At 41.2% G+C, this 26780-nt stretch carries 26 protein-coding genes; 5 read left to right on the forward strand and 21 right to left on the reverse strand.

What is annotated here, in order from left to right; translation table 11 throughout:
- Positions 1–10: 10 nt before the first annotated feature.
- The 3 genes from comX to degQ form a co-directional block, all read right to left on the reverse strand.
- The gene (gene comX / locus NSQ70_RS14585) at positions 11–181 is read right to left on the reverse strand and encodes a competence pheromone ComX (protein WP_017358941.1); all 171 of its coding nucleotides are present in this window, start codon (positions 179–181) and stop codon (positions 11–13) included.
- The gene (locus NSQ70_RS14590; RefSeq protein WP_008345863.1) at positions 159–1082 is read right to left on the reverse strand and encodes a polyprenyl synthetase family protein; all 924 of its coding nucleotides are present in this window, start codon (positions 1080–1082) and stop codon (positions 159–161) included. Before NSQ70_RS14590 ends, comX begins: the two co-directional genes overlap by 23 nt.
- A gap of 151 nt (positions 1083–1233) precedes the next feature.
- A complete protein-coding gene (gene degQ, locus NSQ70_RS14595) occupies positions 1234–1374 on the reverse strand; it encodes a degradation enzyme regulation protein DegQ (protein WP_003213123.1) in 141 nt (46 codons plus the stop codon).
- 505 nt (positions 1375–1879) lie between these two features.
- Here degQ and NSQ70_RS14600 point away from each other — a divergent pair.
- Positions 1880–2233: a hypothetical protein gene (locus tag NSQ70_RS14600; protein ID WP_017367963.1), complete on the forward strand. Its 354-nt coding sequence runs from the start codon at positions 1880–1882 to the stop codon at positions 2231–2233.
- Positions 2234–2269: 36 nt separating this feature from the next.
- On the opposite strand, the gene NSQ70_RS14605 is transcribed toward NSQ70_RS14600, so the two are convergent.
- From NSQ70_RS14605 to NSQ70_RS14645, 9 genes are all read right to left on the reverse strand, one after another.
- Positions 2270–3496 carry an HDOD domain-containing protein gene (locus tag NSQ70_RS14605; protein ID WP_035701209.1) on the reverse strand — a complete coding sequence of 409 codons (1227 nt, stop codon included), beginning with the start codon at positions 3494–3496 and terminating at the stop codon, positions 2270–2272.
- Positions 3497–3636: 140 nt separating this feature from the next.
- Positions 3637–5106: a nicotinate phosphoribosyltransferase gene (locus tag NSQ70_RS14610; RefSeq protein ID WP_007500472.1), complete on the reverse strand. Its 1470-nt coding sequence runs from the start codon at positions 5104–5106 to the stop codon at positions 3637–3639.
- 17 nt (positions 5107–5123) lie between these two features.
- Entirely contained in the window at positions 5124–5675 is a 552-nt protein-coding gene (locus tag NSQ70_RS14615; protein WP_046526549.1) for an isochorismatase family cysteine hydrolase, read from the reverse strand.
- Between the two features lie 60 nt (positions 5676–5735).
- Entirely contained in the window at positions 5736–6143 is a 408-nt protein-coding gene (locus tag NSQ70_RS14620) for a YueI family protein (protein ID WP_342502230.1), read from the reverse strand.
- 27 nt (positions 6144–6170) lie between these two features.
- Positions 6171–6419 carry a YueH family protein gene (locus NSQ70_RS14625; RefSeq protein ID WP_008345876.1) on the reverse strand — a complete coding sequence of 83 codons (249 nt, stop codon included), beginning with the start codon at positions 6417–6419 and terminating at the stop codon, positions 6171–6173.
- Positions 6420–6514: 95 nt separating this feature from the next.
- Positions 6515–6736, reverse strand: coding sequence for a spore germination protein (locus NSQ70_RS14630; RefSeq protein ID WP_008345878.1), 222 nt, complete (start codon positions 6734–6736; stop codon positions 6515–6517).
- A gap of 101 nt (positions 6737–6837) precedes the next feature.
- Positions 6838–7059 carry a spore germination protein gene (locus NSQ70_RS14635; RefSeq protein WP_008345880.1) on the reverse strand — a complete coding sequence of 74 codons (222 nt, stop codon included), beginning with the start codon at positions 7057–7059 and terminating at the stop codon, positions 6838–6840.
- A 68-nt stretch (positions 7060–7127) separates the two neighbouring features.
- Entirely contained in the window at positions 7128–8231 is a 1104-nt protein-coding gene (locus tag NSQ70_RS14640) for an AI-2E family transporter (RefSeq protein ID WP_008345881.1), read from the reverse strand.
- A 184-nt stretch (positions 8232–8415) separates the two neighbouring features.
- The gene (locus NSQ70_RS14645) at positions 8416–8652 is read right to left on the reverse strand and encodes a YuzF family protein (protein ID WP_003213721.1); all 237 of its coding nucleotides are present in this window, start codon (positions 8650–8652) and stop codon (positions 8416–8418) included.
- Between the two features lie 180 nt (positions 8653–8832).
- Between NSQ70_RS14645 and NSQ70_RS14650 the strand changes: the two genes are divergently transcribed.
- Positions 8833–10317, forward strand: coding sequence for an alpha/beta hydrolase (locus NSQ70_RS14650; RefSeq protein ID WP_144665886.1), 1485 nt, complete (start codon positions 8833–8835; stop codon positions 10315–10317).
- Here NSQ70_RS14650 and NSQ70_RS14655 read toward each other — a convergent pair.
- The 8 genes from NSQ70_RS14655 to NSQ70_RS14690 form a co-directional block, all read right to left on the reverse strand.
- A complete protein-coding gene (locus tag NSQ70_RS14655; RefSeq protein WP_007500462.1) occupies positions 10314–10847 on the reverse strand; it encodes an HD domain-containing protein in 534 nt (177 codons plus the stop codon). The genes NSQ70_RS14650 and NSQ70_RS14655 overlap by 4 nt on opposite strands.
- Positions 10848–10991: 144 nt before the next feature.
- Positions 10992–11735 carry a (S)-benzoin forming benzil reductase gene (locus tag NSQ70_RS14660; RefSeq protein ID WP_039963912.1) on the reverse strand — a complete coding sequence of 248 codons (744 nt, stop codon included), beginning with the start codon at positions 11733–11735 and terminating at the stop codon, positions 10992–10994.
- A 103-nt stretch (positions 11736–11838) separates the two neighbouring features.
- Positions 11839–12336 carry a type VII secretion protein EssA gene (gene essA, locus NSQ70_RS14665; protein ID WP_144665892.1) on the reverse strand — a complete coding sequence of 166 codons (498 nt, stop codon included), beginning with the start codon at positions 12334–12336 and terminating at the stop codon, positions 11839–11841.
- The gene (gene esaA, locus NSQ70_RS14670; RefSeq protein ID WP_342502231.1) at positions 12317–15214 is read right to left on the reverse strand and encodes a type VII secretion protein EsaA; all 2898 of its coding nucleotides are present in this window, start codon (positions 15212–15214) and stop codon (positions 12317–12319) included. Before esaA ends, essA begins: the two co-directional genes overlap by 20 nt.
- On the reverse strand, positions 15211–19686 hold the full coding sequence (gene essC / locus NSQ70_RS14675) for a type VII secretion protein EssC (RefSeq protein ID WP_342502232.1): 4476 nt from the start codon (positions 19684–19686) through the stop codon (positions 15211–15213). The genes esaA and essC overlap by 4 nt, the downstream gene beginning before the upstream one ends.
- A 51-nt stretch (positions 19687–19737) precedes the next feature.
- Positions 19738–21051: a type VII secretion protein EssB gene (gene essB, locus NSQ70_RS14680; protein WP_061420092.1), complete on the reverse strand. Its 1314-nt coding sequence runs from the start codon at positions 21049–21051 to the stop codon at positions 19738–19740.
- A 14-nt stretch (positions 21052–21065) separates the two neighbouring features.
- Complete coding sequence (locus NSQ70_RS14685; RefSeq protein ID WP_008345897.1) at positions 21066–21305, reverse strand: EsaB/YukD family protein; 240 nt, start codon at positions 21303–21305, stop codon at positions 21066–21068.
- A 95-nt stretch (positions 21306–21400) separates the two neighbouring features.
- Positions 21401–21694, reverse strand: a complete 294-nt coding sequence (locus NSQ70_RS14690) for a WXG100 family type VII secretion target (RefSeq protein WP_003213769.1) — start codon at positions 21692–21694, stop codon at positions 21401–21403.
- A gap of 407 nt (positions 21695–22101) precedes the next feature.
- Here NSQ70_RS14690 and NSQ70_RS14695 point away from each other — a divergent pair, with 407 nt between their 5' ends.
- The 3 genes from NSQ70_RS14695 (at position 22102) to NSQ70_RS14705 (ending at position 25291) form a co-directional block, all read left to right on the forward strand.
- Positions 22102–23331, forward strand: coding sequence for a PucR family transcriptional regulator (locus NSQ70_RS14695; protein WP_008345900.1), 1230 nt, complete (start codon positions 22102–22104; stop codon positions 23329–23331).
- Between the two features lie 110 nt (positions 23332–23441).
- Complete coding sequence (gene ald, locus NSQ70_RS14700; RefSeq protein WP_342467570.1) at positions 23442–24578, forward strand: alanine dehydrogenase; 1137 nt, start codon at positions 23442–23444, stop codon at positions 24576–24578.
- A 116-nt stretch (positions 24579–24694) separates the two neighbouring features.
- Positions 24695–25291, forward strand: a complete 597-nt coding sequence (locus NSQ70_RS14705; RefSeq protein WP_041091835.1) for a biotin transporter BioY — start codon at positions 24695–24697, stop codon at positions 25289–25291.
- 47 nt (positions 25292–25338) lie between these two features.
- On the opposite strand, the gene NSQ70_RS14710 is transcribed toward NSQ70_RS14705, so the two are convergent.
- Positions 25339–26667: a Na+/H+ antiporter family protein gene (locus tag NSQ70_RS14710; RefSeq protein WP_024719743.1), complete on the reverse strand. Its 1329-nt coding sequence runs from the start codon at positions 26665–26667 to the stop codon at positions 25339–25341.
- Positions 26668–26780 lie beyond the last annotated feature (113 nt).

Below are 26780 nucleotides of genomic sequence, written 5' to 3' on the forward strand. Positions count from 1 at the left end.
ATTTATCTACTCAAGCAGTTGCCCATATGATTGCTTTAATAACGTCTTCTTTCTGGAATCCGTCAACAATAATACTTGCAGTTTCTTGATCAACGTGAAGCAATGATGCGTTCCCATTAGCGATTTGATTTAATGTTGAAGGATTCTCCACTAAATAACTAACCAATTCCTGAATTTTCATCTTCTCCATCTCCATTTAAAAAAAGTATCAGTTTTTTCTTTTTTGAAGCCTCTAAATGTAGTTTCTTGAATGCTTCTTTAAACTTATTTCTGAGAAGGTTTCTCATAATAAATACATATTGTTGAGCACCAGATTTTTTTAATTTATCCTTTAATTCTTCAGAGCCGGCACTCTTATCCTTTGATTGAAAATAACTGAGCAAGTCTGAACTAGATGGATTAAACTCATTTTTCAAGTAAACTAGCGGTAATGTTTGCATTCTTTTAAAGTCAATATTATCTTTATTAAAAAGACCTAGATAGTCATTTTCAAGCTGTTCCGCCATTCCTAGGTAATAAGCATATTCTTCTACCTTCTTTTCAAAAGAACCTGTTGCCAAAACAACACCTAACACACAAGGTAATACAAACAGTGACCCTGCTTTTAACTTCATGATATTTAAACAATCCTGCTCATTCTCTGGCTCCAGTGTCATATCTATATGCTGCCCTTGCATTGACTGAATGGAATAAGAATATACATTGTTTAAAAGCTTCGCTCCATGATCAAGCTTTGAAAACACATCAAAACTCAATGCAAAGAGAACATTCGCCGCATTAATCGCAATTCCGCTCTGACATTTCATCCAAGGATACGAATCATTATCCTGATCTTCAATATCATCTAATATATCGGCAGATAAGATGAGAAGTTCAATCCCTGCTGCCAGTTTTGTAATCGCTTGCTTGTCTTGTCCGCCAAATGCCTCATAATGTTGGTAAGCCAATTGCCCAAAAGGAAATTCATTCTTTATATCTGTAAATTCGAGAAGCAGCTTTTGTAAATCATTTTGCCTGACTGCATGTTGAATAAAATCAGACATTTTCTGCTTGATTTTTGTATTCTCTAGATAGTTTAGCATACTCGATCTTGATCCTCACCCTCTCGCCTCTTATTTTACTAAAAAGAAATAAGCAAATGTCCACTGACATCACTATTTAACAATTATATAATAATATATCCTTTTTTTGTATGTATTTGGATAAAAAAAAGACTTGATGGTTATCAAGTCTTTAAGAAATTTTCACATATTCATATTTGTCGTATTGATCAATGCTTTTGTTAATGTTATGAAGAGAAGCCGTTGTTTCTCTAATTTCGTTTTCAAGTTTCCATAATAGTTGTTTAAGTTCTTCGATTTCATACTTTTCCATCGATTCCACTCTCCTTTTTTGGAAGATCAATGTATTTGTGTATGTTGATTGGGTCATAAGTATTTGATCTGTTACTAACAGTGTAAATGCTATTGAGTATTTTTTCACCGAAAAGTATGCACAAAATGTGTGCGTGATACCGCAAAATTCAATAGGTCTTTTTTCATCATTTTCAGACTTTTCAAATGATACTTTTATCTCAATTTCAAAGGAAATACGTCATTTTTGCGACATGAACAGGCATCATTCGTCACAATTCTCATGATACAGAACGTACGATCCCCTCTGTTTCCTCGGTTTTTCATGTTATAGGTCAGACGACAGGCTCTACTGTAGACACCGCAATTTTTTGGCGACATTCACCGAAATTGACCGCAAAAGTACCTATTTTTATGATGAATATGCAAAGGTAGAAAGATCATTTTGATTCTTTATTCGGATTTTCTTCATACATTTAGAACAGATATCCGTCCAAATTCACTTCAATGAGAGAAGAGGTGACCATGTGTTTTACTATGTTCCTTATCCGCCTTTGCAGGTTCCCGCAATAGGGAACGCATACCCGCGAACACCCATGACTTTTCCTCCAGTAGATGCTCATGCGTTTCAAAAGGCTGCAAAGGAATCAACCCGTCTCGTGGCTGATGCATCCCTCATTACACAGCAGATTTCCGGTTCGCTTTCGTTTGGACAGCGAATCATGGAAGCTGCTGAACGTGCTGACACCGCAAGTGTGATTCGAATGCTGAAGCAGATTGGGGTGAAAAGCAATATCGATATCCGCTTTAGTCCAGAAGGCATCCGTATCTACTTATCCCTCTCTTCCAGCAGGCTTTTTCTACTTTTACAGTGGGGATAACAAAGAAAGAAGCCGCTCTAGTGTGAGCGGCTTTTCTTAAGATTCAAACATTTTATGACACCATTCAATGGCTTCTATATAACAGCCGTAGGCTTCCTGCTTAGGGAGACTTCCACCTAACATTTCATCATCCCATTCATTTCGTTCAATACGTTTGGCAACGTCTAACACAAGGAAATAGTCATTTTCATAGCCAAGCAGTGCCTCACCTACTTCATCCGAAAGAGGCAGTTCTTTCACAAGTTCAGTAATGTCCGCCCTGACAAGCGTATCAATGAGTGAAAACATACCTGTTAGCATATAAGAAGCGGGATGCTCTCGTTCAGTCCGACTAGCAATGAGTTCACACGTTTTGGCACGAATGAACGACATTTTGATGATTTCCTTTTGGCTTGAGTTGGCTTGGACATTCAGTTCTTTAAATGAAAGGATAAAGATCCATCGCCGTATTTCATTAAACCCAAGCAGGATAATCGCCTGACGAATGCTCTTGATTTGATAAAGACGTCTCATGCCGCCAGAATTCAGCATTTTTAATAATTGATATGAAAGGGAAAGATCACTTTCTATAAAGTGCGTCACGGTCTGAATATTCGGCTGCTCCTTGCTCAGCTCATTCAATAGCTGATGGTATGCGTGGAAGCTAGTCGATAAGGCTCGTCCCGAAATGACGTGCGGCTCACTAAAGAAATATCCTTGAAACAAATGGAAGCCAGCTTCTAACGCTTCTTCATATTCTTTTCGCGTTTCTACCTTTTCAGCAAGGAATCGAAGTCGATACTTTTTATATGTATGTAAAATGTCTCTTCGTTCTTCACATGTTGTTTTCAGAAAATCAATTTTTAAAATATCAATGCAATAGAGGAGTTCATCGAGTAACTTGTCATGAAAATGTGTTCCGCTCAGAAAGAAATCATCGAGCGCAATCGTGTATCCCCACTTTTTTAATTGCTTACATCTCATAATAAGTGCCGGGGTAATCGGTACATTTTCTAATATTTCGATCACAAGCTGATGTGGATCAAAATAAGTGAGCAGATCAGACGAAAGCAAGCTTTCGGTGAAATTGATGTAGCATCGTTTTCCTTCTGTCAGTGTTTCGATGCCAATGTTTAAAAAACTATTGATAATGAGGTCCGTTGTCGCTTGATCACCATCTTCAGCGCTATATGTATTGGTTTCACTATCTCTATAAAGCAGCTCGTATGATACGACTTGTTCTTTTCTGTTAAAAATAGGCTGCCTTGCAACAAACACCCTCAACTGCTCCATTCCTCCTTTATGCAATGACAAACAAGATGTGCTTTCAGTATACCAAATGATTGCCCATAAGGTTCATTTTGAATCGTCCAACATGAAAAAAAAGAGACCATCTGGCTTGATGATCTCCTTTCCCGGGGTAATCAGCTTTCATAAAGCTCTTTTTTGATTTTATTTTTCACATCATGGATAAACTGCATCTTATTATCCCAGCATTTTTGACTCAAATCGACTGGGTATTCTTCTGGTTTGCTGATTCGTTTGTATTCCTCCCAGAAGAGTCCGAGACTGTCCTGCACATATGCTTGAATCGTTTGGATATCTGGATTATCATACACCAGCTTCCCTTGTTCAAAAATTGGGACATGAAGGTCCTTTGCCACAAAATTTGTCACAAATTTGCTGATAAATGTATGAACTGGATGGAACATTTTCAGCTTATCTTCACTTTGAACATCTTCTTCTTCAAGGGCAATGTAGTCTCCCTCAGAGTGATGATTCAATTGATTGATAATGCGATACACTCGTTTACGGCCTGGTGTTGTCACTTTCTCTGGGTTAGAAGAAATTTTGATCGTGTCATTCATCTGACCGTTTTCTTCAATCGATACAAGCTTATATACAGCACCAAGAGCTGGCTGATCGAATGCGGTAATCAGTTTCGTTCCAACACCCCATACATCAATTTTTGCACCTTGTGCTTTTAAGTTCATAATGGTGTGTTCATCAAGATCGCTTGATGCAATGACTTTGGCGTCATGGAATCCAGCTTCATCCAGCATCGTTCTCGCCTTTTTAGACAAGTAGGCAAGGTCTCCGCTATCAAGTCTGACCCCAATAAAGTTGATTTTATCACCGAATTCTTTCGCTACCTTAATCGCATTTGGAATGCCTGATCTGACCGTATCATATGTATCCACTAAAAAGACACAGTCTGTATGTGTTTCGGCATATTTTCTAAATGCAGTATATTCGTCACGATATGCTTGTACAAGGGCATGGGCATGTGTGCCTGATACGGGAATATTGAAGCGTTTCCCTGCACGGACATTACTTGTTGCCTGAAATCCGCCGATCAGTGCTGCTCTTGCTCCCCACATGGCTGCATCCATTTCATGCGCACGTCTTGTTCCGAATTCTAATGCTGTCTCATCTTCAATGATTCCTTTAATACGAGCCGCCTTTGTTGCAATTAGCGTCTGGAAGTTCACGATGTTGAGCAGTGCCGTTTCAATTAGCTGCGCTTCAACAAGTGTTGCCTCGATGCGCATAATAGGTTCATTCGCAAAGACAATTTCTCCTTCTCGCATTGAATGAAGTGTCCCTGTAAAAGACAATCCGCTTAAGTATTCAATGAAATCGCTTTTATAACCGAGTTCATCTTTTAAATATGCAAGGTCGCTCTCGGTGAAGGAGAAGTCCGATAAATATTCAATCGCTTTCTCTAAACCAGCAAATACAGCGAAGCCGTTGTCAAATGGAAGCTTTCTAAAGAAGAGTTCAAAGACTGCCTTCTTCTCATGGATGCCGTCTCTCCAATACGTTTCTGCCATGTTAATTTGATAAAGATCTGTATGTAGTGATAAACTGTCGTCAATAAACCGATGCTCCAACTTCCATTCTCCTTCCCTTACTTAACCACTTTCGCACCAAGCGTATGCTCAAAGTGAGAAAGTGCCCACTCGTGCCCCGCTTCATTAAAACTCGCTACGGCATTCGCATGAATCACAAGTTCAAAGCCTTTATTGTACGCATCAACAGCTGTATGAAGTACACAAATATCGGTACACACTCCGGCTAGGTGAAGTTCAGTGATGCCACGCTCGCGCAGTTTCATTTCTAATTGAGTGCCTGCAAAAGCAGAGTATCTTGTTTTTTCCATATAATAGACATGATTTAAATGTGTTGACGTGTGAAATAGTGAACTTAGTTTTCCGTAAAGTTCAATTCCTTCTGTCCCGCGAATATTATGGGGCGGAAATAACTTTGTCTCTGGATGATATGGATCTTGCTCTTCATGATGATCGACGGCAAAAACAACAAAGTGTCCTTCATCAATAAATGAAGAAGTGATCTCTGTGATCTTCGACTCAATCGCCTGTCCAGGCTTTCCGCACGTCAGTTTTCCATCGTCTGCAACAAAATCAACTGTATAATCAATACAAATCAATGCTTTGCCCATCCGCATCTCTCCCATATGCTCTTTTGAATCATTATAGCTTATTCATTTCACTAGGGAAACCTATTCAACAGATTCACGAGAAAAAGCTTTTTGAAAAAGCTCATCTTCTATATAGATATGCTCTTGATTGATCGCATGCGGCACCTCTATCACAAGCCCAAAAGGTGAATGTGACTCGTGATGGTTGACCACTTTAAAAGAACAACCAGCGGCATTTGCCATTTTGACATATGGAGAATAAGAAGCATATGACAATTCACCATTTAAAAGAACAGTGGCCTCTCGGTTTGCCTTCAATACTTGCTCTACCTCTTGATACGATTTATGTCTCGATACTTGCACTTTTGTCAGAGCGAGAAGAGCACGTTCTCTTAATGAGCCGAGATACATTCTTCGTTCATCGGGTTTTGTTTCAGCATGTCCAAATATCCCTTGCTGCAAATAAAAGTCTACGGATTCTTCTTTCATTGCTGTGTTCACTCCTGGTTTCTGAATTTACATTTCTGTGACCCAGTGCACAATTTTTTGTGCAAGTTCACGGGCTTCGTCTATTTCTACTCTTTTGTTTAAAGATTGTTCTAGTGCTTGCTCAAGCTGCGTTTTTTCGTCTTCATACGCGATAGAAATACTCCATTCCATATCAGGTACAGCGACAAGCGTTTTATATTCTTTTTTATTTTCATGTAAATATACATTGTAGGTTGTTGGTTGCCCGCTTGTCAGATGCGCTTTTCTTATTTTCATTTGATGTGTTTTACCCCCCTTTTTCTTCTTCCTTCTTCTATCCATTGTACCATAAAAAAAGACAGCTTCTGAAAAGGAGACCCTTTCAAAGCTGGCTATGCGTTAAAGCTCTTTTGCTGGCTGATCAGGTTTGAATCCCAAACAAATGTGACGTTCGGATTGTTGAAGAATTGAACAAAATCTCCTGCATTATAGGTGCCTGAACCACCAGCGGAATGATCCACACTTTTTGGCGAAATGGCAAACACATCACCGAAATGTGCAGAACCGTTTCCTATGACACGGTCAATATGAATGGGTCCAACAATTGCTGGCATCTTTCCACCACCTTTACTACCCTCATCATATGCCTAGCGGAACAATACGTGTCTATCCAACATAAAAAAGACAGCTGATATGTCCTATGATCAGCTGTCTTTTATGCATTAAATGATTGAGGCTGGCCAAACAGTGTAAAGTCCCAAAGCATGGTGGCATTCGGATCGCTTGTCAGGGACATATAATCACCTGAATTAAAAGCTCCCGCTCCACCGGTCGAGTGATCTACAGCCAAAGGGGCAATGGCGAGAACGTCACCAAAAGTAGCCGAGCCGTTTCCGCCTAAAGACTCAATATGAATGGGTCCAACAATCGCAGGCATCTTCCTTCTCCTCCCTATTCGCTTATGTGAGTTATGTTATGCAAAAAGGGAAAAGTTGTGCATCTGCCCTAAACGTTTAAATGCTGTTCTTTTCGAGAGCGCTGACGTAGCTGAACCAATCTGACAATATTGAGTGTGATGGCTTTCAGCAGCGCATAGACAGGGACGGCAAAAATCATGCCCAGGATTCCGCCAAAACTTCCTGCCCCAATTAATAGCAAGATAATTGTTAACGGATGTGTGTTGAGACGTTTTCCAATGATCAATGGAGAAATGACGTTTCCATCGATCTGCTGAACAACAAGAATGACAATAACAGTCACAACCGCTTTTCCAGGCGAATCAAGAAAAGCAATGAGCACAGCTGGTGCCGCACCAAGATATGGCCCAAGATATGGAATGACGTTTGTCACCGCAATAATGATGCCGAGAATGAGCGCATATTTCACACCAATTAATAAGTATCCGATAAAACAAGCAACTCCGACAAATAAACAAACAACGATTTGCCCTTGTATGTAAGCAGCAAGCGTATCGTTTAATTCTTTAAAAATCTTCAATCCTTCCTTACGGTAAGGCATTGGCAAAAATTGAACGAGCTTGTCCGGAAACTTATGCCCGTCTTTTAGCATGTAAAATAAAATGAATGGAACGGTAATGACAGCGAGGGCAATATTCGCAATCACGCCAAACACCGCCGACATACTTGAAGCAATATTTTCCGGTAAATCTTTTAATGTCGAAACGATCGACTGTTCAAACTTTGAAACAGACACATAATCTTGGTTCATCATCCACGTAAATGTTTTAGAATGCGAGAAATCGTTGATAAATTTCTGCATGTCCGTGACATACCCCGGGAAGCTTTTGACAAGTCCACCCACCTGCGTGACAATGACAGGTCCAGCAGCATTGACAACAAACGTGATAAGCCCGATGAATAGAAGATAAATAATCAGAATGGCGAGCGTCCTAGGTATCTTCTTCGACAAAAATCGAACAATCGGATTAAAGATGAAAAAGAGAATACCTGCCAGTAAAATAGGAACAAACAACGTTGAAGCAAATAAAATGATCGGCTGAAATAAAAACGAAACTTTTGTTGATACGTACACAATCAGTAAAACCAGTAATATTTGGAATGTCCAAAAATGAACTTTAGATTTTAACAAAGATGCTCCTCCTGTTACGTATTGACCTTATTAAAAAACTACTATTCAACCCACCTTCTGTCAACTGCTTCTTGTTTTAGAACCATATTTTTTGAAAAAAAAAGAACAATTGGTATATCATGCACTTTTTCCAGATATACATTCTGTAAGCATTGAAAAAAGCAGACACCTGTGCGTCTGCTTGTTACACTCTTTCACTGTGATCAGGCATCACCGACACGATTTGCTGGATCCGCACATAAAACACTGATTTTGCCCCCGCCTCAATCACAATATGATCCGGCATCACTTCCTTCAACTTTCCACGTACTGTATCTTTCACTGTTTGAACAATTAATCTCATACCGACTACTTTCTGCAATGTTTGATAAACATATGGATCAACTAATGAAACAAGCTGTGGACTTCCTTGTTGTGCCATGCTACCTGCCCCTTTACTTGTGTATTTACCCACAGCGTATGCAATGACCCATGTGAGTGTCACTCAGCAAACCTACAACATTATTACCGTATTTTTACATTTCATATTTTTTTACAATTTTTAGAAGTATAATAGATTGGTGCTGCCAACATCTTAAATTATTTGAAGAGGTGAATGATCTTGAAAAAATTAATCTGTATCGTTGCTGTCATGCTCTTACTATCCTCTGCAAGTTATGCGCACGCAGGCACAATTGGAGATGCACCTGGTACACCAGGGAAGTGGTTTAAAGGAGAAGAACCGGTACAAAAAGACCTGTCAAAACCCCCACTTGTTTTTGTTCATGGCATAAACAGTTCTTCCTCCACATGGTCTGATCGAAACGATATGGCAAAACAAGCTGTTCTGAACGGATACGAAAGCGCGTTCATAGATTTATATCCAGATCAGGACATGAAAAAGAATGGGAAACTATTAGCAGATAAGTTAAAAGAAATCTATGAATTTTTCGGCAGAAAACTGATCATAATCGGTCATAGTAAAGGCGGAGTGGATACGCAGGCTGCACTCGTGTATTACAACGCTCATCCATATGTAGAGAAAGTCATCACACTTGGCTCTCCACATTATGGGACGCCGCTTGCTGATTTAGCCTATAGCAAAGGCGGAAGCTGGCTTGCGCAAATCCTTGGACAAAAGAGCGACGCGCTCTATTCTCTGCAAACCGGGATGATGGCAGCTTTTCGAAATGAAACCGACCGGCTAGAGACGTTTCCTCATAAATATGTGACCTATTCTGGTTCAGAATGGGGAACCTTTGGCGGAGTGCTTTATTTAGGCGGCATGTATTTAAAAAGCTTTGGTGCAAACGATGGCGCTGTGACGGTCAGCAGCACAAAGCTAGCATATGCAAACAATATTTTAACAGGAAAGTGGGATCACTTTTCGATCAAAAACGGCACAAGCATGTTCCCCGTATTTCAGGCACAGCTACGTGCAAGTACCGCAAGCGCTGAAAGTGAAGACGAACAAGAGCAAGAACCAGTCTCTTCGGAGCTAAATACAAACGTTTATGTGAAAGGTGGAGAAAGTGAAAAGGATAAAACAGAAGCGTTCTATGTAGAGGAAGGAACGAATGGCCTATCGATTCAGTGGTTAAATGAAAGACAGGAAGCCAATCCGGAAATCGTTGCGCCAAATGGCGATGTCTTAACCAATTTGACGACATCCGAAGCATCATTCCCATATGAAGGCGCCTATTCACACCATGTGCAAATCAATAAACCCGTTCCAGGAAAATGGACGATTCGATCAAATTCAGGAAAAAAGGATCCTTATTTGCTACTTGTATCCTTTGATTCACCATTAAATGAAGAAATCAAAATCGCTGCAGCGAAATCAGGAGATGCATCGACACATTCGAGCAAGCTGATTAAACGATTAAGCAAAACTGTAGAGACCATTTATTTTAAAGATGCCGAGAAGGATCATCCACTGAAAACGAGCTCTTCATCAGCCGTTCAATTGAAAAAAGAAGGTGCTTATTCCGTCACGGTTCATTATACAGGTCTCACTGCGTCAGGGACATCGGCATTTAACCGTACTGTGATTCGCACATTGTATGTGGATCAGCACGGAACGATTCATGGAGATATTCCATATTAAACAGAGCGTTTCATGGGCTGAAGCGCCTGCTGCACCTTCTCATCCAAATCAGCAATTTTTTTGAGCGCAAGTGATTCATCTATTTGTCTGTAATGATGGTGTCCACCAGGCTCTTCGTCCATTTCATCTGCTTTCTTCACAATTTGCTGGAGTGTGTCCTTATGCAGGTCGCCCTCTGGCAAATATGAATCTGTGTGAAGCAAAATCGCAAGGGCAATCTCTTTGGCTGCTTTTGGTTCCTCGCCGAGCCGTATGAGCAGTTTATGTGCCCGCTCTGCCCCTTTAATGGCATGAATATCATTTCGTCTATATGTCTCGTAATCCCATTCTCCGCCTGCTGTATACCATTCATAGTGGCCGATGTCATGCAAGAGTGCTGCTTTCACAGCAAGATCCGGGTTAATCCCTGCCTGCATCGCCAGTTTGAATGCGTGATAAGCACAAGCAATGGCGTGGGCTTTTCCTGAACGATTTAAATATTTTTGAGCGACTGGATGGGTGTAAACATCCATTAATGTAACCTTTCTCATGGAAACCCCTCCTTATCTATATTTTTAGCATCCTAACATATTCTGAAAAGAAACTCAAATGTTCTGTCATATTTCCGATGAGTCTCAAGATTAGCTTATGCTCGATAAGCTGTCTTTGCTTGTACAATACGAAAAAAGCAGCCGTTATGACTGCTTTTTTCCATACTCACGGGCATCGTATACACAACCGCCAGCTGGGTCATCTGCCAGAAGGTCGAGTAAAATACCGGCCACTTCATCTGGACTCTTTAGCGTACCTGTTTCATGTAATTGCTGAAACCGCTCAATTTGTTCAAAATCCTGTTTGGAGGATTTCCGAATCTCTCCCTGCATATCCGTATCAATCGTACCGGGCGAAAAGGAAAACGTGGTGACAGGATATGCTTCGTCCTGCTGTTCCTCATGTAAAGTTCTCATAAACATATCAAGCCCTGCTTTTGAACTGCAATAGGCACTCCATCCTTTGTACGGATTTTTAGCTGCTCCAGAAGAAAGATGCACGATGGTTTTCTTCCCTTCAAGAGATTGTGTCTCCCTCACAAACACATGACTGAGCAAAACAGGGATGACAAGGTTCAGCGTATAATGCTGATGAAGCGTATCTTCTCCGCCTTGCCCTGCACGTTTGATAGGAGTGACCATTCCTGCATTATTGACAAGCAAGACGTCATCAGCGTCTGCGAGAGTTTGCGAGGACAAGATGCCCTGAAGCCACTTTGCAGCCGATTCCTCATCAGTGAGATCGACCTGTGAATGCGTGAGGTGTGGATGGGATAGTGGCGACTCACTTCTTGCAGCAGTATACACGTTATCTCCGCGTGAAAGTAGCTGTTTGACAAGTGCTAAACCAAATCCTTTTGATCCGCCTGTGACGATTGAAATTCGAATGACAATCTCCTCCCTTGATAACACTATTTTAAATAGTGAATCGGTCTCACATCAAGCAATCTGCATCTGCATAAAGAAAAGCCTGCCCTTTTCAAAAGGCAGGCTATTTCTTTTCCGTCTTCACATTCACCTTTGGAATCAGAATGATCATGACAATGATGCCAAAGGCGATCAAGATGCCAAAAATGATTGGTAGAAGCGCCGATCTCTGCTTTTCATGATCATCGCCAGAAGGCGTTGATACAGCCGAATCGCTGAAAGAGATATTCATCTCTTTCATCATACGAGCTGGCGTTTTAGGCGGATTGTCTTTCAGATCACTAAAAAGCTGCGGCGCAAGTTGACCACCAGAGGTCTTAGGCGGGTCAGCAAAGTGAATGTCCGTTTTGACTTTAGATGTTGTTTTGCTTTGTTCGTATTTCGTTTGATCCCTCAATATACTCGAATTAATATTGAGGTTCTTTTCTTGATATTCATTCGGCTTGACATTCGTATCCGTATCTTCACCTGTAGCAGCAAAAGCAGCAGGACTGAGGAGAAAAAGGGATATGACACCAAGTGCCATCCCTTTGACGAATAGATTAAGCCTCATGAGTGACATCACGTTCCTCTGTTTTGTCTTTCCATAGCTTCTTCACTAGTGGAATGACCATGAACAATATCGTTAAAATCAGTAGCCCTGTGATGCCCATACCGAAGTTGTCTCCATTTCCATATTGGATGGATAAATACACATCTGTCACTGGATTTGTAAAATGGAAGTTTGGCATGACCAAATCAATTAACGGTGCAACAAAGAAGAATATAAGCGCCGTTGCTGCCATCCATCCGGCAATTGAACCGAAAAGGAAAGCTGTGCGAATAAAGGCAGAGCATGCCACTAGCAGCAAAATCGTAAAGATCGACCATTGAATGGCTTGGTCATCAGCTAGTTTGTAAATGTTGAGTCCAAACAGACTGATCATGAGCCCGACTAGCAGATTTAAAATACCAAAGAGTGCACCTTTGACCAGCATTGGCGCTGACGCATAGTACGAGCTAAAAAAGCCAATCAACAAACTGCTGATCATCACAATAACCAAAATGACTACTGGCGGTACAGTCTGCGTTTTTTCTTCTGGCACATCGCCGCTAATTTTCAGCGGATTAGCTAAATGGTTATACACATAGTTGCTGTTGCCTTGATCGTCTAAAGTGTTGCCTAAAATACCCTTTAAATCTTGTTGAACAAGCTTCGTAGAATTGACATTCTTGCTCCAGTTTTCATTCAGCGTATCTGCTTTTTCTTGAACGGTTGTGACACTTTCTTCAATATTATTCGTATAATCGGCCACCCCTTTTTGGCGGTCGGTTAACGAGCTCATATTTTCAGAAAGACGAAGCACTTCCTGACCAATTGAATCCTGTGCACTCACAACAATCGAACTGCCCGCAAGGTCTGCCGTATACACCGCATCTCCTTGATCAGCCATTTGTTCAGCTACTGTGTCCGCACTTTCAGAAATGGCATTTAACTCCTGTTCCATACTTGCCTGCTGAGTCGAAATGTATTCTGCGTAGCCATCTGAGAATTTTTGCATCTCATCAATAAAGGTAGACACATCATCATTTGACGTCAGCATCTGATTTTTGAGTGTATCCCAGTTTTCCGTTTCTTCTTTTTTGATGGAAAGGATGGACTGGATTTCATCTCCTTTTGTGTCTAGTAGAGATGAGTTGTTTGTTGGTTGATATAGATTCCCAAGCATCATCTCTAGCTGAGACAGTTGATTGGAGTATTCCATTAACTTTTTGGTGCTTGTTGAATTTGTTTTAAACTCTTGATCAAATATTTTCGTATTCAAAGTGTTGCCAATCGGCGAGTTTACGCGTTTCAGCTCTTGCACTTTGTTTAAAATAGAGGATTCCTGATTTTTGATTTCATTCGGAATGACGTTATATCGATCTTGTAACCTTAGAATCATCTTTTCAAGCTTCTCTACTTTTTTCGTGAGGCTTTCAAGCTCCTTACTCATTTGACTTACTTTGTCTTTCAATTGGTCGTTATGAGCGGTCGCTTTTTCTTGAATCTTCTTTTTCACTTCTTCTAAACGATTAGACAGTGCTTTTAGGTCATCTTTTGATTGATTCGTGCCGCTGTTATCTGGCTGAACAGCATCCTGACCGTTTTCACCCTCTTTATCATCTTCATTAGTAGGAGGTGCAGTCTGATCTTCTAATTGATCAGCTAGATCGTTCATTTCCGATGAAATTTGCGAGAGTTCATTTGTTTCATCATCTAAGTTAATGCCAATCTCTTCTGGGTTCTCATTATCTTGATCTGATTGCCCGTCATCATCAGGATCAGCTGGCTGCTCGGGTGCGTTGATTAGCTCTTGCCTTTTTGCTTCTAGCTTATTCTGCAAGGCGATGATCTTACTTTTATAGGCCTCTAAATATTGACCTTCATAATTCTTCAACAGCTCTTCTTGAGACGCCTTCACAAGGTCCGTTAATCCCGACGATTGCTTAGGGATTGCGTCTTCTCTTGCCTTTTGAACAGATTGAATTGCGCTGTCCGTTGTTTTAAGCTGACTTTGGACCCCATTGATATCGGTTTTGAGTCCACCCATTTGATCGCTAAAGCTGCGGGCATTTTGGTTTTGAATCTCCGCAAGCTGTTTGAGTCCTTGCTGGATTTGTTTTTTGCTTGTCGATTGCGCTTTGATCAAGAGATCCTTTTGTTTGTCTTGATACTGCTGATATTGATCGACTACTTTTACGAAATCCTTCAGCTGACTTTTCGCTTCTTCTGTTGTACTTAAACCGTCTTTATACTGTTTTTGTGAATCGGCCATCGCATTTTTTAGTTCTTCTATTTGTTTCTTCTGCTGCTGGACGGCATCAGATAGTTTGTTTGAATTTGGCTTATAGAAGTTGTACATCGTGTTTTGGAATTCGACCTCTTTGCCAACAATATGCTCAAACTCTTCTCTGACATTGCCGATTTCCTGTGATACAAAACTCCAATATAAAGTCGACATTTGTTCATTCATTTTCTTTTGAGCATTTTCTAGCTCTCTTTGTACTTTTTCTTTATTCACTGCATTCAGCTGATCTTGGATCGAGAATTGGATAGATGCCTTCTCAGGATGATCCTTATCATAGCTCAGCACATTTTTAGAGAAGTCAGATGGAATATAGAGAACTGCATCGTACTTTCTATTTTTCAGGCCATTTTCTGCCGCACTTCGATTGACGACTGTCCATGTGTAATCTGGACGCTCTGATAATGCCGCCACCACATCCTGTCCGAAACGAGCGGTATTTTCACTTTCGCTCGCCCCCATATCCTCATTGACCACGGCAATGTTACGTGTGGCATTCTTTTTCTGTTTTGCCGGATCATCCCCAATGAGATGGAAAAATAGAACCGGCAAGACGAGAATCAGTATCATGGTCGACACGATTTTGATGGAGCTTTTTTGCTGCTCTGTCATTGAACACTCTTCCTTTCTACCGCACATAAAGGAACCTGGATTTTCTTCTCTTTCCCGTTTTCAACCAAATATCCGAATCCTGGCTGAATCTCTGGTTCTTGTCTTGCATACGGAAGCGGTATGATGTTTTGCTCTGATTTTTTCATCAGTAACATGGCATGACGAACCTGTTTGATTTCGTTTGTGAGTGCATCATAGCCTTTACTGAATTCGGTATGATTTCCTGATGCGATCAGGCTGAAGCCTAAGTGTGCATATGACTTCATGAAATCAGCCAATTGATCTTGATGACGCGGGTCGATTGTCTGCTGAAAACGCGTAATGCCATCAATCACAAGCACAATTTGAGAGAACGACAACTGATCAGTCTCTCCCCGGCGCACAGCTTCGACGTACATCTCTTCACGCACCTTGAATAAACGATCTATTTCCTCTGCCCATTCTGTGATATCATCCTTTGTTTCAAGGTAATCAATGTTCTCTTCTTTTGCATAATGAGAGAGCCCCCGATCAATCGAATCAAAGACGGCCAGCTTCTCAGGTTTTGCTACTAATAGCTGATCAAGCATCAGTTTGGTCACATTTGTTTTCCCTCGCTGCGTTTGACCAATGATGAGGCAGTGTTTATTCTTCTTCAAGTCAAAGTAAACAGGTGCAACAGATTCCTCATCTAGTCCGACTGGAATGTCATACGGCTGTTTTTGTTCTTCTAAGCGACTCTCTAGCTCCCAAATGGTCAGTTTATCAGGAAGCATCGGCACAGGTTTTGGTTTTTTAGCTGATTCAAAGCGAGCATCTAGAAGCTGAATCTCTTGTTTTAAATGCTCAAACAATTCGAGATCATTCTCTCCTTCAACTGGCAGGAACATTTGGGCAAAGTAAAGCTCTTCTTTGTTGATAATGACTCGTCCTGGAATCGGCTCTAAGCTGAATTTCGGTCTGCCAATAATGGAGTATGCCTCTCCTTGATCCATTAAGTAATGGACAATCTTTGTTTTCAAGTTGTTCATAAGAGATTGACGGACTGCGTTGACACGAGTCGCTGTGATTAAGAAATAAATGCCTAACGATTGTCCATCACGGCTTAACTGAATAAATTCAGATTCGAGTTCATGCATTTCGTCTTTCACAATGTCAAAGTTGTCAATCACGATAAATATGAATGGAAGCTTTTTCTCATTCAGCGCATTGTACATTTTGATATGACTCATTTCCTGCTGTCTAAATAAACGCTTGCGATATTCAACCTCTTCACGAAGACGCTTCATCGACTTTTGAATCTTTCTCATTTGATCCATTAAGAAATAATCAGCCGTATGCGGAAGTTTGGCAAGCGGTAGCAAGGTGCCGTTACCGAAGTCATAAATATATGCATGCCATTCTTCAGGTGAATATCTTTCTGCGAAGCTCATAAGCAGTGTTGTTGCAGCAAGTGATTTGCCGTAGCCGGATGAACCGAAGATGCCAATATTTCCATCCTCCATCATTTGATAAGAAAGTGGATGCTGGCTTTGCTGATCTGGCTCATCAACAAGAGCGAAATGGAAGACGTGCTCTTCACTTGATGCATAACGTGTTTTTGGAATCCGTTCTTCAAGCGGTGGAAGCCATGGACTCGGAAGCTTTTCAATTCCAAGCTCCTGCTGCATACGTTCAATTTCATCCACAACAGCGGAAATTTCCGTCACTGTCTCTTTTTTCACAGTCGGCTCTGTACTTACCCCTGATAATGGGATCAGTCCAGTGTCTGTTACAATGGCGATGTCATCTTCTGATCCGTAGCCATCTTCCATATACGGTGCACCGCTCCAAGCCGACTGGAATAATTCATAGATTTCATTGTTCCCCACTTGTAAATATCCACGACCTGTCACGGTAATCGACGCTGCATCACTATTTTTCAAAATTTCCTTACTGTCTGATGCATCTTGTACCTTTAATGCGACTTTAAAGCGGGAGTTACTCCAAATTTGATCATCAATGACCCCGCCGGGCTTTTGTGTCGCCAAAATGAGATGGACACCGAGACTTCGTCCAATCCGCGCGGCACTGACAAGCTCTCTAATAAAATCTGGCTCTTCACTTTTTAATTCAGCAAACTCATCAGAGATTAAGAACAAATGAGGCATCGCCTGTTCCGCCTTTTTCTCCTTATAGAGTTTCGTATAGTCATTGATATGATTCACATGATACTGATCAAACAAGCGCTGTCTTTTCTTCAGTTCACTTTTAATAGAGGCAAGCGCTCTTTCACTAAAGTTTTTGCTGCCTTCAATGTTTGTGATCGTACCAAGTAAGTGCGGAATATTTCGGAACGGCTGCGCCATTCCGCCTCCTTTGTAATCAATGAGCAGGAACGCCACTTCATGCGGGTGAAAGTGTACAGCCAAGGATAAAATATACGTCTGTAAAAACTCACTTTTTCCTGATCCCGTTGTTCCCGCTAATAGACCATGTGGGCCATGTGCTTTTTCATGCAGATTCAGATCGACAATATCGTTTTTTCCTTTATAACCGATAGGCACAGATAATGACTTTGCTGTTTCAGATGTCAGCCATTTTTCACGAATGCCAATGTCATCTACCTGTTTGGCATGAAACAGATCAAGGAAGGAAACCGTTTCTGGAATCGAGTTGGTCATCCCGACTTGATGATCTAATGTTCTTAAGGTTCTGGCAAACAACTCATTGTCCGCTCGCTCATGTGCATCCAGCTGAAATGGAATTCGTACGGCCTTCTTATGCTGAATGAGAATATCTCCTTCTTCTTCGTTAATGTAACGAACAAGCGTTGAAATATTTTCAGCCAAGCTTTCCTTTGTTTCTGCCGCAAAGATAATTGAGATGCCTAAATCCGTCCGGCTGCCTTCTAGGTATTCTAAAATCACATGTTCCGCAATGAGTTCATGGTTTGTCACGATAAACACAAAGTGAGGCGTAAAGATTTTTTTCTCTTTTTCCTCTTCCAGATCACGCTCTCGCAAAATTTCATAAATAGAAGACAAGAGCTGATCACGTGTTTGTTCGTTATATATAAACCCTTTCCCGTATGTATGAGGAAGTTGGAAGTGCGGCAGCCATTTCATCCATTCCCAGTTCTCATACTCCTGTTCATTAAAGATAAAAACAAATCTCAAATCATGATAGCTGTGCGAGAAAGCAAGCTGGCCGACAAGCTGGTGAAGCTCATTTTTGACAATTGCCGGTTTTCCTATTAATCCGGTTGGACCGTCCGCAAGACCGAACGTAATCGGTACATCTTTTACCTCGCGATAGACGTTTTGCATATGCTGGGTTTGTTCCATTAAGTCATCGATGTCACGATTGGCCATATCGCCGCCGCTCGTCGATAATTCATAACTTGAAGGAACTGCACCTGTCCCTAGACGCAGCTGTAAAAAATCATCACTGACAAGCGTCTTTTCCCAAATACGCCCGCTGATTTCTGACGTCAAATATTTCATTTGTTCAAAAGACGGATAATGATACGTTAAAATAAATTGTTGACGGTCATACAGCTCTTGCAGCTCTTTCCGCTTATTTTCTAAGTAAAGAGAGTAAACGCGTTGCCGCTTCTCTTCTCGTCTTTTGCGCTGTGATTTCTCTTTAAAATATTGAACGGACGAAGTAATTAACGTCATAATAAACATCGCCATTGACACGACAATAAAGATGCCTCGCGGCTGTACAAGGGCCACGATCCCCATGACAATCAGCATGACAAGCGGCGGAAGAACTACGAGCCAAAGTCCTCTGCCATTATTTTCACTCTCCTGTGAAGGAAAGCTGAAAGACACCCGGTCATCTGGCAGATCGTAAATCAAACGTGGTGTTCGTCTATATAAAGGATATTTTTGTTTCGTTTCGGTACTCGGCGGCCTTGTTTTTTCTAAACGTGTTTGAAATGGTTCAAATGCTGTTACTTGCAATAAATCATCATCTTTCAATGACAGCGTCAAAAAGTTCCAAAACAGCTCATCCCCAGCAAGAAGCTGCTGTGGACCGTGCAGCTGTTTCCCGTTCACATAGATCGTCTCATCTTGGGGAATGACATACCAAGTGCCTTCTATTTTTTCCAACGTGAAGGATTTGGCATCTTGAAACATTGAATAGGCTTGTTCTTTCCACACATCCGCTTCATCTATTTCTTCACTTGAAATAGTCACTTCGACTCTATTTCCTAGGTAATAAATGATTTGATCATGATGTGAATCCATCAACATGAGTGTGAGTGAACCAACCTGACATGGTTCATGTGGAAGTAAGTGACCTCTCTTTTTTTCGCCCTGATAAAGAGAAAAGCCGTCATTCGTTTCATCTGGAGATAAACGAATCAATCCTTCATCAAACGAAAGGGAAGGAATCGTTACTGTATGCTCTATTTCAGGTCCAATCACAGCTTCTCGGTTGAACTGCTCATCTAAACGGACGGTTTGATAATCTTCCTCATAAAAAACCCATAGAAGACTCAAACGCTCCACCTCCTCATCGGACAGCACCAACTGTCAGTTGTATCGAAAGAATTATTTTTTCTCATCTTTTTTCGTCTGAGAGGTTTTCTTTTTTGCATCAGATTCTTTCTCTTTTTTCTCCTGATCGGCTTTTGACTGCTCTTTTTGTTCAGCTGTTTCATCTGTTTGGCTTGCATCTGAGGAGTCATTGGTGCTCGTCTCCGTTGTTTCTTTTTCTTCATACTTCGCCATTTCCTTAATGATTGGATCTAGCTGTTTTTGTTTTTCTTCAGCAGATAGGCTGTCGTCATTTTGAATTTCATTGCGGTAGGCGACGAGTGCTGTGAATATGTATCGGTCGTCCCCGAGCACCCTTGCAATATCCAGAGCTTCCTTGCTATTGCCTTGTCCAATATGAATCCAGAACAGGAAGTATTGCGGGTCTGTCTGCAATGTGTACGTATCCGTGATTTCTTTTTTGTGCTGGTCAAGCAATAGATTCCCTTGATTCGTTTGCACATACGAAATGGCCAGTTCATATTGAAGAGAGACTGGCATTTGATCGGCTTTGTATTTTTCGAGCGTATCCACCACTTGGCTGTACTGTTTGTTGAGATAATACTTGTTCGCTTCCACATACGCTTCTTGTTTCGGCATGGCGAAAAAGAACGTGTAAACGGTATACACCAATGCAGGAATCAAAAGAACAAGGAGACCAAGTCCAATGTATCGTTCGATCTTCCATTTCTTTTTTGGAATGGTTAAGAGCGTCTTTTCTTTTGCTTCGATGGCTTCTATTTTTTGTTGAATCAAAGCAGACAATTCTTCCAGTGACTGTGTATCACTTATTTCCTTTGCCAGCTCAGATAATTTCAACGTATCATGATAAGCCAAATATTCTTGAAACTGATATTCATGGTCCACCACTCGAAGAATGACGGCTTTGACCTCTTTTAACAGACGATGTTGGTCGGTTTCATATGGCGGGATGCTTTCTTTGACCCCGTAATGCAAAAATGCAGGCGCTAAGCCTTGATGAAAAACAATGTTTTCAGGAGAAACAATAGGATGCAGCCGCTTCACGTCGTGTTTGCACACTGCATCGACAAGCTGGTATGAAAAAATCCATTTGCTTTTTTCATCCTTTGCATGGATGAAACGAAATTCCTGATAGGCAGGAGGCGGTTGAATCGAAATGATGACCTCACCTTCGGTTAATTGGATCTCTTTTTTAAATGAAGGATTGATGTCTTTAATCGGTGCCGCTTCTAAACCGTCTAAGAGTTTAATTGTCTCTCTTTGAAAAATGAAGGTGTACGTGCCTTCCTCTTTTTTCATGACTGCTTCTAATTGTTCTTCTAAATAGGAACTCTTTTTATCTGCCATTTACAAAAGTCCTTTCATAGTATTTCCAGCCTGTCTCCTGTGGTGATTCCACAGTCTGACAGCTTATATTCGCCTGAAAACACAGCTTTCTTATTGACTACACGCACCCATCCGCCATCTCGTTTAGGTAGTGAGATTTGTTTTGCCTGCCAGGCGATATGGATGACTTGTTTAATATGTAAATAATTTGATAGTCTCAAATCAAACACACTGCCATCATAGTTTTTTAAGTCGATGGTAATATCGATATACACAAATTTCCACCTCACAAAATAGAAAGAGCGCCGGCATCAACTGACAGACTCGGCGCTTTTTCTGCTTTTCACACTTAGAAAGGAAATCCCTTTGATTAGCCGCGGATTTGGCTAGCGATGTCTTGGTCAGTGCTTTCAAGTGTATTTGCAGTTTGATCAAGCTGATTGCTGACATCTGTTAATAGATCAGACATTTTGATGAATGAAGGTTTAAGCTGTTCGTATTGATCAGCGAATGCTTCACTAGAAGCACCTTCCCACATTCCTTTTAGGTCAGAGATCATTCTATTTAGACGATCAACTTGGTTTAACACTTCTTGACTTTCAACACCATATTGCTTAGCGGTCGCTCTTAGTTCTTCTGGGGTTACGCGAATAATTCCTGACATATTCCTCATTACCTCCCGTGCATAGCCGCCATATAATGGGCTAATCCACTTATTTTTTGACGTTATTATTATAAAAACAGAAATGATACACAGTCAAACAAATCTGTTTTTATTTTACAAAATGAGTCTATGGAATTACTGTTTTTTCGCTCTTTATCTAGTATTTAACAGTTTTTTGGTCATATATTCTTAATAAAAGGGCGTGCACTTCCATGAATCTTTCCGCCTATTGATTTTTTACTACATTATTATTGTACTATTTCTTTTTGTGATCAACGCATGACCAATGTGCTCATTTTTCAAGCTTTTTGTTTTTTTAATGATTATGGCATTTTTTTGTTGATTTACGTACCTGATTCTCTTCATAATGTAAGTACGTGAAATATTCGAAAAAGCAGGGGTTTTTTATGACAAAAAAGACAGATCCATTTAAGTATAGCCTTGATCGTTTAGAGGATGTGGCAGACCAAATTAGTGATGTGCTCAATTGCCCTATTACTATAGAAGATACTCATCATCGATTATTAGCCTATAGCACACATAATGATTTCACTGATCCCGCCAGAACTTCAACCATTATCTCCCGCCGTGTACCGGAAAAAGTCATTAATCGGCTTTGGAAAGACGGTATCATTCCTACACTCCTTAAAACAGATGAACCGCTTCGCGTACCTCAAATTGCAGAAGTCGGTCTATCCAGCAGGGTTGCCATTTCCATATGGAAAGACAAAGAGGTGCTCGGCTTTATCTGGGCAATTGAATCCACGCAGCCTTTTTCAGATGAAGAAATGGACCTTCTCAAGATGGCAGCACATGCCGTGAAAAACAAATTACTCAATTTACAAATTCGAAAAACGAAAACAGAAGAACGCAATCAGGAGCTATTTTGGAAGATGCTCACAGGACATATTCATGAAAAGGATGAGATGCTTGATCTCTTCTTGAGGCTTGGGATGAGGTGTCCAGACACGTATGCCATTATTATTTTTCGCCTTCGTGATGAACTCACAGAAGATACGGAAAAGAAGCTCTCCTATCTGCTTGAAACAACGCAGCAAGTGCAGGTGCTGTTAACGACTGTTGATTTTAACGAATTCATTATTCTTGTCTCGCCAAAAACAGAACATCCGCTTCAAGATATTAAACAATTCACAAGCGGCATGCTAAAGCAGTTGTCTGATCGGTATCAGCTCCATGACGTTCAAGCGGCCATTGGTGGAATTTACGATCACATTACTCATATTCAGCCATCCTATAAAGAAGCACTGGCCGTCTTAAAAACAAAAGAACGCTTTCCTGTGGAAACAGAACAATTAAACAGCTTTTCTGAACTGGGTATTTATCAATACTTAGATGTGCTTGCTGAAAAACGAAAGGGATCGTCTTATTCCAGTTACTCTTTATCAAAGCTTGAGGATTACGATCTCAGGCATCATTCCAACCTCGTCGAGACCCTTGAACGGTTTATTGATTGTGACAGCAACGCCAATATCGCCGCAAAGCAGTTAAATATTCATATCAACACATTGAATTACAGACTGAAGCGGATTACGGACATTGCAGAAATTGATTTAAAAAACATGAATGAGAAAATGACCATTTATCTTGATATGAAGCTAAAAAACGTCCCTTTGTGAAATTTCACAAAGAGGCGTTTTTTAATTTTTTCATTCAACCGAAGAATTTTCTAAACTTTCAGGATACACTAGACATACAATATCAATAGATAAGCATAGGAGGAATTGATATGATCATCGGCATTCCGAAAGAGATTAAGAACAATGAAAACCGGGTCGCATTAACACCAGGAGCAGCATCTCAATTGCTTTCAGCTGGACACCAGATTTCAATTGAAACGAACGCTGGTTTTGGAAGCGGTTTCACTGATGACGATTATGTATCTGTTGGTGCAGAGATTCTTGATCAAGCGAAAGATGTGTGGGCATCTTCTGATATGATTATGAAGGTAAAAGAACCATTACCTGAAGAATATGCTTATTTCAGAGAAGGTCTGATCTTATTTACGTACTTGCACCTTGCAGCAGAGCCCTCCTTGGCTGAAGCATTAAAACAAAAAGGTGTAACAGCCATTGCTTATGAAACGGTAACGGACGGAAAATCACTCCCTCTATTAACGCCAATGTCTGAAGTAGCAGGTAGAATGGCTGCTCAGATTGGTGCTCAATTTTTAGAAAAGCCAAAAGGCGGAAAAGGCATTTTGCTCGCCGGCGTGCCAGGAGTATCGAGAGGGAAAGTCACCATTATTGGCGGCGGTGTCGTTGGAACAAATGCAGCGAAAATGGCGATCGGACTTGGTGCAGATGTCACCCTTATTGATGTAAATGCGGAACGATTACGTCAGCTGGACGATCAGTTTGGTCATCAAATGAAAACGTTAATGTCTAATCCTGTTAACATTGCAGATTCAGTGAGCGAGGCAGACCTGCTCATTTGTGCAGTTCTCATCCCAGGTGCTAAAGCTCCAACCCTTGTCACAGAAGAAATGGTGAAACAAATGAAGCCTGGTTCTGTCATTGTCGATGTAGCCATTGACCAAGGCGGGATTGTGGAAACAATCGATCATATCACAACACATGATCAGCCTACTTATGAAAAGCACGGCATTTTACATTATGCTGTTGCCAATATGCCAGGAGCGGTTCCGAGAACATCGACAGTTGCTTTAACAAATGTCACGGTCCCATACGCACTGCAGATTGCAAATAAAGGCGCTGCAAAAGCGATCAAAGAAAACAAGGCGATTGCTGAAGGCGTCAATGTGATGAACGGACATATCACCTATGAAGCTGTCGCTCGTGATCTCGGCTATGATTATGTGCCTGTTAGTAAAGCCCTTGAAACCTCTTCCATGACCGAAGCTTAATATCTAGCCCGCCCTTTTCAGGGGCGGGTTTTATTGTTAACCTAAAATAAAAATGAGTTGACAAAAGAACCTCTTCCCCTTAATCTATTTGTACAGATAAGACAGGGGGAAATATCATGCAAAAGAAGACAAGAACAGCTGACTTTGTGCTCGTCGGGATGTTTGCTGCGCTCATGGCTATCGGAGCCAATATCACATCCATTGTGCCATTTTTACAGGTCGGTGGAATCCCACTTACGATGCAGCCGTTTTTTTGTGTGCTTGCTGGTCTTTTGCTGGGCAGACGACTTGGCGCATTGGCCATGATTGTCTATGCTCTTGTTGGGATCGCTGGTGCACCTGTATTCGCACAGTTCTCGGCGGGTCTCGGCGTTATTTTAGGAAAAAGCGGTGGCTTTGTGTTATCATACATTCCTGCTGCATGGCTTGCCGGATTCATTCTTGAAAAAAGACAAAACCCTGGTTTTGGCCGCTTTTTATTTGCAGCCATTGCAGGAACGACTGTGATGTATGTGATCGGGACAACTTATACATACATCGCATTAAATGTATGGCTGAACGCACCAATCTCTTATCAAACCACATGGTTCTTCATGATGTGGTTTATGGTAAAAGACTACGCGCTGACCATCCTCCTTGCGATGCTGGCACCTAAAATTTATCGATCAGTTTCAAAAGCCACATCCTTTCGAAAAGAACAAACAGCTTCCTAATATCAAAAAAGGTTCCTCTACTCTATGAGTAAGGAACCTTTTTACATTTATAGCATGATTGCCGCAAGCCAGCCGAACAAGACGAGCGGGATATTATAAAAGGCGAATGTTGGGACACATGTACCCCAAATGTGGTGATGCTGTCCATCCATATTCAGTCCAGATGTTGGTCCAAGTGTACTGTCGCTTGCAGGTGAACCTGCATCTCCTACCGCCGCAGCTGAACCAATAATCGCAATAGTCGCCATCGGGCTGAATCCTAAGTGTAAACAAAGCGGGACAAAGATCGTCGTAATAATCGGAATCGTTGCAAATGATGAGCCAATGCCCATTGTCACTAGCAGACCCACCAGTAGCATTAAAATAGCCGCTAAGCTTTGGCTATTTCCGATAAATTGAGAAGACGCCTTGACGAGAGATTCAATATCTCCTGTTTTCGTTAAAACATTGGCAAATCCAGCTGCAACAAGCATGACAAATCCGATAAATGCCATCATGTTCATGCCAGATGTAATCAGCGCATCTGCTTCATCACGTTTCATCATTCCAGTTACAAACAAGACAAGCAAGCCTGCAAGCGCACCGAAGATCATCCCTTCGACTCCAAGGCTTTGAGAGAGATATAACTGAACAATAAGTGATACAAGGATCGCAAGTCCAGCAAAGAATAAGCTCTTTTTTGTATATGCTGATTTTTCTACATCCGTAATGTCACGATTCTCATATGTTTTTGGCTTACGATAGACAAAGAGTGAAACGATCAAGCCAACAACCATGCCGCCTACAGGAATCAGCATCGCATACGGAATGTCTGCTAAATTCACTGTTAAACCTGCATCTTTCATGTTGTCACGAAGCATTCCGTGAAAAATCTGTCCAAAACCGACCGGAAGTAAAATATATGGTGCAGTAAGTCCGAAAGTCATCACACATGCTAGCAGTCTGCGGTCAATTTGAAGTTCGTTAAACACCTTTAATAATGGCGGGATTAAGACCGGAATAAAGGCAATATGAACAGGAACAACGTTTTGAGAAAAACAAGATACAATCAAAATGACCAGAATAATGAGCACTTTTGATAATGTTTTTCTTCTTGAATCGCCTTCTTTTCCAAGAAGCTTCACAGCTCCTTCGACCATGGCATCAGGCAGACCCGTTTTCGTCAGTGCGGCTGCGAATGCACCTAATAGTGCGTAACTAATCGCCACTGTCGCATTTCCGCCAAGACCGTCAGTGAACGCTTGAACTGTTCCCCCTAGACCTAATCCACCTGCAAGTCCGCCCGCTAAAGCGCCAAGTGCCAACGCAATCACGACATTGACCCGCAGCAAGCTTAATATCAACATTAAAACAACCGCTAAAACAACTGCATTCATGGTGAAACCTCCGAAATCCTTTAGTTTACTAATGTAGTAGATAATTAAAGTACCAACGTATGTTACCATAGAAAATTTACTTCGTCAAATGGCGTATGTCCTACATAAAAAGC

It is taken from the genome of Bacillus sp. FSL R5-0397 (genome assembly GCF_038593395.1).
Taxonomy (GTDB): Bacteria; Bacillota; Bacilli; order Bacillales; family Bacillaceae; genus Bacillus; species Bacillus altitudinis.

Excerpts from the sequence above, each read along its gene's own strand:
- essB (WP_061420092.1), bottom strand. The coding sequence starts at position 21,051 with ATGGCAGATAAAAAGAGTTCCTATTTAGAAGAACAATTAGAAGCAGTC.
- NSQ70_RS14705 (WP_041091835.1), top strand. The coding sequence starts at position 24,695 with ATGCAAAAGAAGACAAGAACAGCTGACTTTGTGCTCGTCGGGATGTTT.
- NSQ70_RS14635 (WP_008345880.1), bottom strand. The coding sequence starts at position 7,059 with ATGCCTGCGATTGTTGGACCCATTCATATTGAGTCTTTAGGCGGAAAC.
- NSQ70_RS14630 (WP_008345878.1), bottom strand. The coding sequence starts at position 6,736 with ATGCCAGCAATTGTTGGACCCATTCATATTGACCGTGTCATAGGAAAC.
- NSQ70_RS14620 (WP_342502230.1), bottom strand. The coding sequence starts at position 6,143 with ATGAAAGAAGAATCCGTAGACTTTTATTTGCAGCAAGGGATATTTGGA.
- NSQ70_RS14645 (WP_003213721.1), bottom strand. The coding sequence starts at position 8,652 with ATGGCACAACAAGGAAGTCCACAGCTTGTTTCATTAGTTGATCCATAT.
- degQ (WP_003213123.1), bottom strand. The coding sequence starts at position 1,374 with ATGGAAAAGTATGAAATCGAAGAACTTAAACAACTATTATGGAAACTT.
- comX (WP_017358941.1), bottom strand. The coding sequence starts at position 181 with ATGAAAATTCAGGAATTGGTTAGTTATTTAGTGGAGAATCCTTCAACA.
- NSQ70_RS14710 (WP_024719743.1), bottom strand. The coding sequence starts at position 26,667 with ATGAATGCAGTTGTTTTAGCGGTTGTTTTAATGTTGATATTAAGCTTG.
- NSQ70_RS14695 (WP_008345900.1), top strand. The coding sequence starts at position 22,102 with ATGACAAAAAAGACAGATCCATTTAAGTATAGCCTTGATCGTTTAGAG.
- esaA (WP_342502231.1), bottom strand. The coding sequence starts at position 15,214 with ATGACAGAGCAGCAAAAAAGCTCCATCAAAATCGTGTCGACCATGATA.
- NSQ70_RS14655 (WP_007500462.1), bottom strand. The coding sequence starts at position 10,847 with ATGAGAAAGGTTACATTAATGGATGTTTACACCCATCCAGTCGCTCAA.
- NSQ70_RS14615 (WP_046526549.1), bottom strand. The coding sequence starts at position 5,675 with ATGGGCAAAGCATTGATTTGTATTGATTATACAGTTGATTTTGTTGCA.
- NSQ70_RS14690 (WP_003213769.1), bottom strand. The coding sequence starts at position 21,694 with ATGTCAGGAATTATTCGCGTAACCCCAGAAGAACTAAGAGCGACCGCT.
- essA (WP_144665892.1), bottom strand. The coding sequence starts at position 12,336 with ATGTCACTCATGAGGCTTAATCTATTCGTCAAAGGGATGGCACTTGGT.
- NSQ70_RS14625 (WP_008345876.1), bottom strand. The coding sequence starts at position 6,419 with ATGAAAATAAGAAAAGCGCATCTGACAAGCGGGCAACCAACAACCTAC.
- ald (WP_342467570.1), top strand. The coding sequence starts at position 23,442 with ATGATCATCGGCATTCCGAAAGAGATTAAGAACAATGAAAACCGGGTC.
- NSQ70_RS14590 (WP_008345863.1), bottom strand. The coding sequence starts at position 1,082 with ATGCTAAACTATCTAGAGAATACAAAAATCAAGCAGAAAATGTCTGAT.